This is a genomic window from Lascolabacillus massiliensis (assembly GCF_001282625.1).
GTDB lineage: Bacteria > Bacteroidota > Bacteroidia > Bacteroidales > Dysgonomonadaceae > Proteiniphilum > Proteiniphilum massiliensis.
This window is the reverse complement of record NZ_CTEJ01000002.1, coordinates 109,731-123,137: the sequence shown is the minus strand read 5'-3', so window position 1 is coordinate 123,137 and position 13,407 is coordinate 109,731. Positions and strand designations below refer to the sequence as shown.

The 13,407-nt window shown below is 35.1% G+C and carries 10 protein-coding genes; 5 read left to right on the top strand and 5 right to left on the bottom strand.

Going from position 1 to position 13,407, the window contains the following annotated elements:
• Positions 1-23: 23 nt before the first annotated feature.
• The 3 genes from secDF to BN1354_RS05240 all read right to left on the bottom strand — a co-directional run bounded on the left by secDF (position 24) and on the right by BN1354_RS05240 (position 6,417).
• The gene (gene secDF, locus BN1354_RS05250; protein WP_053826467.1) at positions 24-2,954 is read right to left on the bottom strand and encodes a protein translocase subunit SecDF; all 2,931 of its coding nucleotides are present in this window, start codon (positions 2,952-2,954) and stop codon (positions 24-26) included.
• Positions 2,955-3,150: 196 nt separating this feature from the next.
• Positions 3,151-5,271, bottom strand: a complete 2,121-nt coding sequence (locus BN1354_RS05245; protein WP_053826466.1) for a M3 family metallopeptidase — start codon at positions 5,269-5,271, stop codon at positions 3,151-3,153.
• 57 nt (positions 5,272-5,328) lie between these two features.
• Positions 5,329-6,417, bottom strand: coding sequence for a prolyl oligopeptidase family serine peptidase (locus tag BN1354_RS05240; protein ID WP_053826465.1), 1,089 nt, complete (start codon positions 6,415-6,417; stop codon positions 5,329-5,331).
• A gap of 257 nt (positions 6,418-6,674) precedes the next feature.
• Between BN1354_RS05240 and BN1354_RS05235 the strand changes: the two genes are divergently transcribed.
• Positions 6,675-7,052: a BlaI/MecI/CopY family transcriptional regulator gene (locus BN1354_RS05235; RefSeq protein ID WP_045090857.1), complete on the top strand. Its 378-nt coding sequence runs from the start codon at positions 6,675-6,677 to the stop codon at positions 7,050-7,052.
• 208 nt (positions 7,053-7,260) lie between these two features.
• Positions 7,261-8,514 (top strand): M56 family metallopeptidase, encoded by a 1,254-nt coding sequence (locus BN1354_RS05230; RefSeq protein WP_053826464.1) that lies wholly within the window; start codon positions 7,261-7,263, stop codon positions 8,512-8,514.
• 44 nt (positions 8,515-8,558) lie between these two features.
• Here BN1354_RS05230 and BN1354_RS05225 read toward each other — a convergent pair whose 3' ends face one another.
• Positions 8,559-10,217 carry a B12-binding domain-containing radical SAM protein gene (locus tag BN1354_RS05225; protein ID WP_053826463.1) on the bottom strand — a complete coding sequence of 553 codons (1,659 nt, stop codon included), beginning with the start codon at positions 10,215-10,217 and terminating at the stop codon, positions 8,559-8,561.
• A 319-nt stretch (positions 10,218-10,536) separates the two neighbouring features.
• On the opposite strand from BN1354_RS05225, the gene BN1354_RS05220 reads away from it, so the two are divergent.
• Positions 10,537-10,953, top strand: a complete 417-nt coding sequence (locus tag BN1354_RS05220; protein ID WP_045089425.1) for a hypothetical protein — start codon at positions 10,537-10,539, stop codon at positions 10,951-10,953.
• Between the two features lie 8 nt (positions 10,954-10,961).
• On the opposite strand, the gene BN1354_RS05215 is transcribed toward BN1354_RS05220, so the two are convergent.
• Positions 10,962-11,744, bottom strand: a complete 783-nt coding sequence (locus tag BN1354_RS05215) for an MBL fold metallo-hydrolase (RefSeq protein ID WP_053826462.1) — start codon at positions 11,742-11,744, stop codon at positions 10,962-10,964.
• Positions 11,745-11,849: 105 nt separating this feature from the next.
• Here BN1354_RS05215 and BN1354_RS05210 point away from each other — a divergent pair, with 105 nt between their 5' ends.
• Both BN1354_RS05210 and rfbD read left to right on the top strand, forming a co-directional pair.
• A complete protein-coding gene (locus tag BN1354_RS05210) occupies positions 11,850-12,377 on the top strand; it encodes a DUF4924 family protein (protein ID WP_045089427.1) in 528 nt (175 codons plus the stop codon).
• Positions 12,378-12,419: 42 nt separating this feature from the next.
• Entirely contained in the window at positions 12,420-13,382 is a 963-nt protein-coding gene (rfbD, locus tag BN1354_RS05205; protein WP_045089428.1) for a dTDP-4-dehydrorhamnose reductase, read from the top strand.
• The last annotated feature ends 25 nt before the right edge of the window (positions 13,383-13,407 follow it).

Here is a 13,407-nt window from a genome sequence, read left to right as displayed (position 1 = left end):
TAGAAAGTTAAGTTGTTGTATTATTATGCTGCAACAATCTCTTTCTTATTTTTCTTCAACATAATTTTGTATGCAACAGGGGCAGCAATAAATAAACTGGTGATAGTACCTACAACCACACCAATCAACATTGCAAATACGAAGCTTCTTACAGCATCTCCACCAAGGAATAGTATAACTATTATCACAAGTATCGTACTCAAACCTGTATTAATAGTACGTGCAAGAGTGGCATTCATTGAATCATTGAAAAGCTCTCTTAATCCACGTTTAGGATAAAGAGTCATATACTCTCTCACACGGTCAAATACTACCACCTTATCGTTAATAGAGTAACCCACAATTGTAAGAATTGCTGCAACAAAAGTTTGATCCATTTCCATTGAGAATGGCATCACTCTCCAAAGCAGAGAATATAAACCTATCACAGAGAATGCATCAATAGCAAGAGCAGCAACAGTTCCCATAGAGAATCCCCAATTATTAAAACGGAACATTATATATAATCCCATACATATAAGAGCTATCAGCAATGATAAGAAAGCATTGTTAAGCATATCTTCTGCAATACTTGGCCCCACTTTCTGAGAACTCATTATATGATCATCAATACTCATACCAGGTGTCATAAATTCAGCCATACCTTGACCAAGCAGATCACGAAGTTCTTCTTCCACATTTGTACCATCTTCTTCTATCATATAGTTTGTAGATACCCTTACCTGATTACTTGAACCTATGGTAATAACACGTACTGATTCACCAAAGTATGGAACCAGAGCATCTTCAACATCTTGAGTATTTACTGGCTGATCAAAGCGAACGATATAGTTACGTCCACCTGTGAAGTCGATACCTGAATTCAGTCCAAGTGTAAACAGTGATGCAATACTTACAACTACAAATATTGCAATTCCAATAATTACATTCTTGCTGTTTTTAAGGAAATCAAAAGCATACTCTCTGTAAATTGCTCTTGAGAAATGTGTTTGGAATGTAAGATTCTGCCATTTTCCTCTTGATAACTGGTATTCATAAAACATACGTGTAATGAATACAGCTGTAAGGAATGATGCAGCAATACCAATAATAAGAGTTACTGCAAATCCTCTGATAGCTCCAACACCAAATATTACAAGAATGATACCAGTAATAATAGTTGTTAAGTTAGAGTCGAAAATTGCAGAGAATGCATTCTTGTATCCATCGTCCAAAGCACGACGTAATGATTTACCTGTAGCAAGTTCTTCTTTAATACGCTCATTAATAAGTACGTTAGCGTCAACTGCCATAGCAAGTGAAAGAATCATTCCCGCAATACCCGGAAGAGTAAGAACTGCCTGGAATGCAGCTAGAATTCCCAATGTAAAGAAGAAGTTAAGCAAAAGTGCCACGTTTATTACTGTGCCCGGAACAAATCCATAGAGCATCATAGTAAATATAAATAGAACAACCAATGCTATAATGAACGAAATAAATCCATCTTTAATAGCTTCTTGTCCTAAAGAAGGACCAACTACATCTTCCTGTACTATACGAATACCGGCTTGCATTTTACCCGATTTCAATACATTCTCCAAGTCCTGAGCTTCCTGAGATGAGAAATCACCTGAGATCGATGAGCGTCCTCCTTCAATACGGTCATTTACTCTCGGAGCAGAATAAACATATCCATCAAGTACTATTGCAATTGAATTGCCAATCTCTGCACCAGTAATAGTAGCCCAGCGACTTGCTCCAGCAGAGTTCATTGTCATGCTTACTTCCCAAGCAGTACCATTTTGTCCCTGGTCAGCCTTAGCATTAGTAACCACATCACCAGTCAATGCAGGTCCACGGCTACTGCCATCACCTTTAAGAGCAAATAGCTGGAAATATGTCTCATGCTGATCAATAGCTTTGAATCCCCATTTAAAATTCACATCAGCAGGGAATAGAGTTTTATATCGTTGCAGTAGGAAGTTTACTGAAGCAGTATCAAGTTTTGATACAGTTCCAAGTACAGGACCACCTATTCCGCTCATAGCGAAGTATGGTTCATTGAAGTATTCAATAAAACTCTTATCTATTATAACTTTTTTTTCTTCTTCAAGTTCGGTAAAATCTTCTGTAGCTAAACTATCTTCAGTTTCGATTAAGCCTTCTTCAGCAACAGAATCAGTAGGTTCAAGCATTGAACTGGTTCTCATAGCCAAAGCATACTCGCTTGATCTTGAGTTTAACTCATTTAGGTACATACCTAATTCGTTCACATTGTATGTTTTCCAAAACTCCAGATTTGCACTTCCCTGAAGAAGATTACGTACACGTTCTGGTTCTGTAATACCAGGTAGTTCCACGAGGATACGTTCAGCACGGTCGAGTCGCTGAATATTAGGTGCAACAACACCAAAGCGGTCGATACGTGTAGCCAATACGTTAAATGAGTTATCAGCAACACTTGACAATTCGGCTCTTAGAACTGCTATAACCTGATCATTTGTTGAGTTAGGTGTAACTCTGTCAGGCATAGTGATGCTGTAAATGTTTGCAAGTTTACCATCAGGGTTAATCTGCTCATAATTTTGCTGGAATAGTGAAATAAAGTCAGAAGAGCTACCACGGCGATTCTGGTTTACACTTTCTCTTAAAGCCTGATTAAATTGAGGGTCATCGGTATTAGCAAGTGATGCCAGAACTTCTGCTGCATTTATTTCCAGAATTACGTTCATACCACCTTTAAGGTCAAGGCCTAATCCGATTTCTTTCTCGCGAACTTGGTTTAGTGTGTAATTTAGATACACTTTCTCGGTTGACAGTGAATCAAGATAATGATTCTTCAGGGCTAAGTCTCCATTTGCATATTGATCCGCTTTTTTGTTGTATTGTCTCCCCACTACTGTAAATGAGAGATAAAACAAACAAATAGCTGTTAGGATAATACTGAAGACTCTAATGAATCCTTTGTTTTGCATTTCAATATTACTTTTGTTACGATTTGTTATTCTTTAAGCAATTAACTCGATTTAAATGTAAAAACAGAGGCATCATTAATGCCTCTTTCTTTTAAGCGTGCAAATATACGTTTTTTTTATCTTTTTAAGAACAAAATCACCGGATTATTTTATTTTAAACGATCCGGTGATTTAATAATATAAAGTTGATTATTTCTTAGTCAATAAAACCTCTGTTTTGTAATAGAAATTTTGGATTTGGTTCTGCACCACGGAATTTCTTATAAAGAGTCATTGGGTCATCTGAGTTACCCTTTGATAAAATATTATCACGGAACAATTTCGCTGTGTTTTTATCAAATACACCATTCTCAACAAAAGCCTGGAACGCATCAGCATCAAGTACTTCTGCCCACAGGTATGCATAATATCCTGAAGAATAACCTCCGCTGAATATATGAGAGAAATAGGTACTGCGGTAACGTGGAATAATCTCTTCGATAAGACCGATCTTACTCATAGCTGCCTTTTCAAACTCACGTACATTAATGTCAGTTTTTTTAGTAAGTGTATGATAGTCCATATCCAGCAACGCAGCCGCAACAAGCTCTGTAGTATTAAAGCCCATATTAAAATTTGCAGCAGTGTTAATTTTTTCTATCAGTTCATCAGGAATAACTTCACCCGTCTCATAATGTTTAGCATATAACTTTATTACTTCAGGGTGGAAAGCCCAATGCTCCATTATTTGTGAAGGAAGTTCTACAAAGTCGCGCGAAACACTTGTTCCCGAAACTCCTGCATAATTAACATTAGACATCATCCCATGAAGAGCATGACCAAATTCATGGAATAGAGTTTCCACCTCATCAAGAGTCAACAGAGAAGGAGTGTTATCGGTTGGACGTGTAAAGTTGCCAACGTTAAAAATTAAAGGACGAATATTTTCTCCGTTTAATACCTGCTGACCTCTGAAACTGCTCATCCAGGCACCAGCGTTTTTACTTTCGCGAGGGAAGTAGTCGGTATAAAACACTGCCAGATGCGATCCATCTTCATCCAGAACTTCATAAGCTTCAACTTCCGGATGATAAACATCCACGTTATCCAGTTTTCTGAAATTCAGTCCCCACAGTCTGTTAGCAACTTCAAAAACACCTTCGCGAACATTTTCCATTTTGAAATATGGCTTTGTTTCTTCCTCGTTCAGATTGTACTTCTTTTCACGTAGTTTTTCGGTATAATACCACCAATCCCACGACTGAAGTTTAAAATTGCCACCTTCAGCATCAATAAGTTTCTGTAGTTCAGCAGCCTCTTTCTTAGCCTGTGGCAGAGCATAGTCCCACAGTTCGTTAAGCAGTTTATATACATTCTCAGGTGTTTTTGCCATGTTCTCATCAAGTGTATAATGAGCATGTGAATCATAACCCAAAAGATTAGCCTTTTCAATTCTAAGGTTTACTATATCATTGATAACTGCCTTATTGTCATTTTCATTATCGTTATCACCACGCATATACATTGCCTTATACAACTTTTCACGCAGATCACGGTTGTCAGCATATTGCAAGAATGGCAACCAACTTGGTTTTTGCAATCCAAACACCCATTTACCCTCTTCACCGGCTGCTTTTGCTGCACTGGCAGCTGTTGCTTTAACAGCCTCAGGCAGTCCTGCAAGATCTTCTTCGTTATCAATAACTAATTTATAACTGTTAGTCTCATTAAGAAGGTTATTTCCAAATCTCAGGGTTAATCCTGAAAGCTCTTTATTAATCTCACGTAATCTAGATTTATCATCTTCACTTAGCATAATACCTGAGCGAACAAAACTCTTATAATATTCGTCAAGCAGACGATACTGTTCTGTTTTCAGGTTCATTGATGCTGTATCATCATGAATAGCCTTAATGCGGGCAAAAAGCTGTTCGTTAAGATAGATATTATCGTTGTGTTCCGAGAGAATTGGCGACAACTCCTCAGCAAGAGCTCTTATTGAGTCGTTTGTATTTGCACCTCTTATTCCATAGAATACTCGTGATACACGAGTTAGTATTGCTCCACTATTATCAAGTGCCTCGATAGTATTCTCGAAAGTAGGTTCTTCCGGGTTATTAATTATTGCGTTTACCTCTTCCGTCTGTTGTTTCATTCCTGCCATGAATGCAGGTTTGTAATCTTCAAAAGTGATTCTGTCAAACGGGGGAGTTCCATAAGGAGTGTCAAACTCTGTCAAGAAAATCGCTCCCTTTTCACCCGTTGCACCCTCTTTTTGCTGCGTATTGCAAGCTAATATTGCCATAGATGCGAATAAAATTAAAAATACTTTTTTCATTAAATTTATAAATTTGTTACGTATTTACTTAGCTAAGAGACAAAGGTAATAATTTTTTCAAAAACCATATGCTGCTTTTCGCATTTGTGCTTGAGATTTAAATGGTTTGGGAGGATTCAGATATCTTTCTAAAAATTTGTGCACAGTATATCTTATATCAGTTGCCTCCTTTGTATCAATCCTGTCAAAACCGTGACCACCTGATGCATTTTCGAAAATCTTATACTCAAATTTCTTATCATATATTTTCAGGGTTTCTATCATAAGTTTCACCTCTTCAACATAAACGTCATTGTCATTTGTGTTAGTGTAAATGAGTAGTGGTTTGCTCAAATTCTTAGCATAAGTTGTTGGGGATCTCCTCAAATACTCATCAGGGTTTTCATCTATCGATTCACCTATATGATATGGAGCAGTAAAATAATCAGAATAGCTCTTGTCATGCGATGCGAGTCTGTTCTCCAAATCACTAACCGGAACTCCTGCAAAAGCACAGCTATATTTATCGCCATATTGCAGGATTTGCATCAGCGATATCATGCCACCATGACTCCAGCCAACAATACCAACTCTTGTAGAGTCAACAATGTTATAATTTTCAATTATGTAATTACGGCTAGCCATAACATCATCATTTTCGCGTCCTCCATAGTCAATGTTCTCATAAGTTGCTTTACCGTAACCAGTACTTCCTCGATATTCAGCAGAAACTACAATATACCCCTGTGAAATAAACTCTCTTACAATATGATAGTAATAGGTTGAGAAGTTAGCATGAATGCCACTATGTGGTAGAACTATAAGTGGATATTTCTTTTTCCTGTTGATGTCTTTCGGAATAAACACATATGAATAAAACTGAAGCTTGTTTTCCGCGAATCTATCATTCTGATCTTTAGGTTTCCAGCGTGGACTGCTGGTTAGTCTAACTTTATCAATAAATGCTACATCACCCAGCCTCTCAAACCAAAGCAGATCATCTATCTGTTTTTCTAGTATATCAAAGCGGTGCTGATAATCCTCAACTGTTTTTTTTAATATGTCTATTGAATTGCGCGCAGAGTCATTTGTCAGAACCGGTGTTTGAGATGTAATCGTTAAACATACTTGTGTGAGTATTACTAAAATCAAGAGTTTTTTATTCATGGAACGATTTTATTATAAATGATTTAGCAAATATATAAATCAATGATAGCTTATGCAAAAAATTTATAAGGTATTTGAATATCAGTGTCATAAAATAATTTAGATATCTTTAACTAAAAGTTATAGTTTAAAAACTATAAGATATAGTTAATAAACTAATAATTATAGTTATGTTTGCATCTGAATTTATTTAGGAAAGTTTTTCTCAAGAAAAAGATAGTTTAAGTAAGTATACAAAATATAATATTATGCAGTCGATAAAAGAATTAACAGCCAAAGAAGAGGAGGTGATGCAATATTTTTGGGAATATGGACCACTGTTTGTTAAAGAGCTTGTTGAAAAATACCCTGATCCAAAACCCCACTTTAATACTTTATCAACTTATGTACGCTCATTAGAAGAAAAAGGTTATTTGTCACACACTACTTTTGGTACTACATACAGATATTTTGTTGTTATAAGTAAGGAAGATTACAGGAAAGGTAACTTAAAAAGTGTGATTAAAAAGTATTTTGATAACTCTTATCTGAGTGTTGTATCATCTTTGATTAAGGACGATAATATTTCGGTAGATGAAGTTCGAAAACTTCTTGATGAAGTTGAAAAATTAAGTAGTAAAACGTCTAAAAAATAATGATATGGAACCTGTTCTGTTATACATGCTTCGATCATCCATAATTCTGTCACTGTTTTATGGTTTTTATAAACTCTTCTTCTGTAAAAATACATTTCACACAGTAAATCGTTGTTTATTAATAATTATACTGTTTATTAGTGTAATACTCCCATTTTTTCATTTTGATTTTTTACCAAATAATGTGCAAGAAGGGAGTTCTTATATAATGGATTTATCTCTACTTGAAAGTTTTGATCAATTGGAGGTTAATCAGCACTCCACTGTAATTCCGTGGATTCTGATTATCTCTACAATATTATTGTCGGGAGCGCTATTCTTTCTATGTCGATACATTATTGGATTGATACAGATCATAAAGATAATTCAAGGTTCTGAGAAGCATCTGATTACTTATAATATAAATCTTTGTATTTCAGACAGTGAAGTGGCTCCTTTTAGTTGGTTAAATTATATTGTAATATCCAGACGGGATTATAACACCGACATAGATGGAGCTATTATTCGCCATGAAAAAGTTCATATTCTAAAGAATCACTCTGCAGATTTGATTCTTGTTGACCTCTTTACATGCCTGTTTTGGTTCAATCCATTTTCATGGTTGCTTAAACGCGAAATACAGTCAGTTCACGAATTTCAGGCTGATGAAGAGGTTATTAATAATGGCGTCGACATAAAACTATATCAACTTTTATTAATCCGCAAAAGCGTGGGGGAACATACGTTTGCTCTGGCAAATAATTTCCGTAAGCGCGATTTGCACAAAAGAATTACTATGATGATTAAAACAAAAACAAACAACCGAAAGAAATGGGCTTATACAGCTGTTTTGCCTGTTTTACTACTTTCTATGATTGTACTTTCAATTCCTAAACTTAATGCCCAAACAGTTGAAGAAGAGCCTGCAAAGCCAATTAAAGTGGTTAGAACTCTATCGATGGATTCTGTGTTAGTTGAAGTTGATACTGACGTTGTGAAAATTAGTGAAACAAAAATTGACACTTTAACAAGAGTCAGAAAAGAAATTCAAACAGAGATTCAATTGAGAGGAGAAGGTGTTGATAATCTACTTTATATTGTTGATGGTGAAAAGGTTGCAAAAGAGGCGATTAAAAAAATCAACCCAAATGATATCCTAGCAGTTAATGTATTGAAAAGCAAAGCATCAATAGAACAATATGGCGAAGAGGGCAAGGATGGAGTAATTATAATAACAACTAAAAGCAATCCGAATATAAGTGAAATTGAAATCAATGAGGGTGTTAAAAAAAATATTGAAAAACGTTTGATTATTATAGATGGAGAAAAAATGCCTAAGGATTTCGACCTGAATATTAAAGATTCAACAGATATAGAAAGTGTAACTGTTTTAAAAGATGAACCTGCAGTTGATAAGTATGGTGAAGAAGGTAATAATGGAGTGATTATAATTAAACGAAAAATCAAAAAACAAACCAAGTAAAAAAAATAATATAGAGGCTATCAATATAATCTTATACTATTATATCAGAAATAAACTAACTCTTGTTTCTTATTCCCGAAGAATATTGTCAATAAGTAACCACCATCTTTAAGAGGGTTTATAGCAGTTTGTTTCTCTATAATTTTTCTAGTTAAGTTATGCTTACTCAGGAAGTCTTTATCCTGACCAATTGTATAGAGGAGCTTTTTACGCTCAGCTTTACTGATATCATCAGACCAATATCCAGTTGGTCTGATTTTAAAATTTGAGTAATAATCTTCACGTAGAAAATCACAAGCATCAATTCCTTTGGATTTAAGAAACTGATCAAGATAGTTAAACAGATCCTCAAGCTGATACCCCATACGTGGTAAATTTTTTACTTTGTAATAATGCCCCATCTCATCAAAAAAATCGAAGTATTTGTCAAAATAGGGACCTTCAAACAAAAAATTCATTGTTGAAGCGAATCTACCGCTATTCCAAAACTTGTCAAGTGCCTCTTCAACATCTCTTATTCTTTCTAACTCTACTTCCGAAATATCATTACCAGAAATAATCTCATATGGTGCTTCATTGTAAAACTTATATCCATAAATCAAAGCATCTCTTCGTAGATTTGTACCTCTCAACAGCTTTAAAAATCCTAACTGCACCTCTTTTGCTCTCAAACGAAATACATCATTAAAAGACTTTCTGAATTGGTCAAAAGTCTCAAAAGGCAAACCCGCAATCAAATCTAAATGGAGATCAATAACATCTCCTTTCATGATTTTCTCTATATTGGAAGATAATAATGAGAAATTCTGATTTCTTTTTACAGCAACATTGGTAGGTTCATGAGTAGATTGAATTCCTATTTCAAATCTGAAATAGTTTTTAGGAACTTTGCTGTTCAGATACTCAATAGTTTCATCATTCAACAGGTCGGCATAAATTTCAAACTGGCAGTTCAGACCAGGTCTGTGATTTTCAATAAGAAAATCAAATACTGTCATGGTATTTTTTTTATTGAGATTGAAGGTGCGATCTAAAAACTTGATCTGTTTTACATCACTATCAATAAGGTACTTTAAATTCTCCACAATATATTCTCCGGGAAAATATCTCACTCCTTTTTCCAGCGATGACAAACAGTATTGGCAAAAGTATGGACAACCTCTTGAGGTTTCGAAATAAGTTATCCTGTTCCTGCGTTCATTATTATCAAATTCCAACCGATATGGAGATGGAAATTTTATCAGTTCAGTAATATCCGCCTGTGCAGTCTTATAACTGATGTTGTATTTTGATGAAACACTATCAATATTCAGGTTATTGCCTTTTTGCAAAGCATCAAGCAACTGCCCCAATACAAATTCACCTTCACCGCTTACTACATAGTCAACATCCCAGTTATTAATAAAAAACTGAGGTTCATAACTAACTTCTGGACCACCAGTAATTATTATTATATCAGGATTTTGCTCTTTTAGTATTTTGGCAAGTTCACGACTTTGTTTCACATTCCAAATAGAGACACTTATCCCTACAACATCATATCCTCCCTCCAAGATAGTATCTGCCACGACAGATACGCTCTCCTTTATAGTATATTCGCTAAAAGACAGGTCAAACCGGTCTTTATTTACAACATAAAGCCAGCGCAATGCCATAGATGTATGAATATATTTAGCATTAAAAGTGGTGAGATGAACTTTCATTGTGGTTTGTTATTTTACAACAACAAAGATAATGAAAACCGTCGCATGAAAGATAGCTTTTTCTTAATTGGTTCTTGATTCGTTCTTATCTGGTTCTTATATTCTCCTTTTATATAAGAGAAAATAGTGGAGTAGGAATAAACTTTTAGTGTCTGAAATAAGGCTAAGTTAACAATGAAGTTTTATGTTAAAAATGTTAATTGTGTTTGATTATTGAAAATAATAATTATATTTGTTAACCGTTAAACTCCTTAAATTACACAAGTTTATAGTTCGTACTGTTAAGGCATCTAACTATAAACATAAAACACCAACGATTATGATGAAAAACAGAGTCTATTTAAAGAAAAACGGAAGGCATCCTTTCAGAATTCCTTTGATGGTGTTGTTTGTCTCACTCCTAACTTTTAACATTACAGATGCTAAAGGCGATGATGTTAAACCAAATGGTAATAATATTACTGTCTCCGGCTATGTAACTTGTCAGGGTGAAAGAATTTCCGATGTTCTAATTGAAGCAGTGTCCACAAGTGAGGAAACAATCTCTGATAAAGAGGGGAAATTTTCTATTGAAGTAGTTAAAGGTGGTGTTATCACCTTTCAGAAAGATGGTTATGTAACTTATGAGTATCTTGCTGATGAGCCTCGTGACAACATGGTTATCTGTTTACAGGTTGTAGTTGAACCGGAAGAAAACAGTGAGGCTGTTATTATTATTCATACCAAGAAAGAGTAGGGAATTGATTAAAACTTTCCCGTAGTAGTATATGCATCGTGATAAAAAATCAGGGTGCGATTATCAGCTTTGGCTTTGTCCATAAATCGCTTTTTCTCCTCCATTGCAACAACCATACTGTTGTCGTATGCACATAACCAACTTAATTGCAGGTTTAGAGATGTAGGTACAACATCACCGGGGAAAGCATATTTACCATCCTCATTTTCAAACAATACGGCAATCTGTCCGGGGGTATGACCATCATACAGTTCTAACCTTATATTTTCATCTAATTGAATATCTTCGAGAACAAACTTCAATTGTCCAGCATCATATACAGGTTCAATATTATCTGCGAAAAATGACCCTTTCTCAAAAAGTGATGGCTTGCGATAATTATTCCACTGTTTTAGACTAACGTGATATGTGGCGTTCGGGTATGCAGGAACAGCTTCATTGTCATCATTTAATATAGTGCTTCCCCCACAATGATCAAAATGCAGGTGAGATATGATCACGTCTGTCACTTCTTCCGGCTCATAGCCTATTTTACGTATTTCATTACGAATATCTACTGTATTGTGTGGTTGAAAGAATTTTAATTTGTTATTGTGTTTATTACCCAGACCGTTATCAATTAGGATACGGCGAGATTCGGTTTCGATAAAAAGGCAGCGCATCGACATAACGCACATATTGTTTTCGTCTGTTTTATACTTGGCAGACCAATACTTTTTTGGTACAGCGCCAAACATAACACCTCCATCTCCCATGAAATATCCCGATTCAATAATATGATACTTGAGCATAATTGTTGTATTTTTGTAGCAAATTTAATATTTCGAAGTGATATTTGATTAAATGATTGTTTGATTTGCATGAATTAATCAGTAGCTGAACGAAAATTTGTAAGAATGAGAATTCCCGTAAAGAGAGAAAATATTGCAGAATATCTGCTATTTATGTGGCAGACAGAAGACCTCATAAGAGCATATAAACTTGATATAGATAAAATTCAACAATCAGTTATCGATTCTGTATATCAGTCTGTTGAAGAAAGAAAGAATGCCAGAGACTGGTACGAAGGTTTAATAATAATGATGAAGTCAGAGGGTGTCCAGGAAAAAGGACATCTTCAGATAAATAAAAATATCATTATTGATCTTACTGATATTCATCTACGTCTTCTGAAAGATCCTAAGGAATCAGAATATATTGGAGTGTATTATAACACTCTACCTTATATAGTTGAACTCAGATCTAAAACTACAGATAAAGAGGTTCCGGAACTTGAGACATGTTTCACAGCGCTATATGGTTATATGTTGCTAAATATTCAAAAAAAAGAAATTTCAAAAGAGACACAGGCTGCTATCACTCAAATTACTTCTTTACTCCGTCTGCTTTCAAAAAAATATAAAGAGATCGATCAGCAGGAGTAATGAGCTACATTTTATAAAGCAATAGGAATAAATTTTTTCATAATGGCAATAATTTCAGAGGCAATTAAATTGTTGGGTAGAACAGGTAAAGAGACCCTGAAGCAGCAGTTTTTTTATGGATTGATTGAGAAAAGAGTACTGGTAACAGGCGCTAATGGTCAGCTTGGTAAAGAACTTAAAGAAATATCACAACAGGTAAATATGCCTTTTAAGTTCTATTTTACTGATATGGACAGTCTGGATATTACAGATCGTGACCAGGTTGATGAATTTGTGAGTGTAAACAAAATAGAATATATAATCAATTGTGCGGCATATACTGCTGTGGATAAGGCTGAGTCCGACAGTGACAAGGCCTTTGCAGTTAATGTAAACGGTATTGAAAACATTGCAATAGCTTCGAGAAAATATAACATAAAGGTAATTCATATCTCAACCGATTTTGTTTTTGATGGTGAATCAAGAATCCCTTACAAGGAGAATGACTCTGTAAATCCATTATCTGTTTACGGTGAATCAAAGTTAGAGGGAGAGAGAGTTCTGCAATCAATGTCACCAGAGTGGATAATAATCCGAACAAGCTGGTTATATTCAACATATGGCGATAATTTTGTGAAGTCGATGATACGCCTCATGACCGAAAGGGATTCTCTCAAAGTTGTAGAGGATGAAATTGGGTCACCCACATATGCAGGTGATCTTGCAGAGATGATTATACATATACTTCAATATTCTGAAGAAAAAGACTGGAAAACAGGTCTTTACCATTTTGCAAACAGAGGAGAGGTATCGAGATTTGATTTTGCATTAAAGATAAAGGATGCAACAGGCATAGAGGATTGTGAAGTTTCTTCTATAACATCAAAAGAGTATGGTGCTCCAGCTAAGCGACCTGCATATAGCGTTTTAGATGTTACAAAAATTTCGGGTGCTTTTAAAGTGGAAATCCCAAACTGGGAGGAAAGTTTAATGCGCTGTATAGAAAAACTTAATAGCTATCAATAGAGATAAACAAAATAAAGAAAGAGAA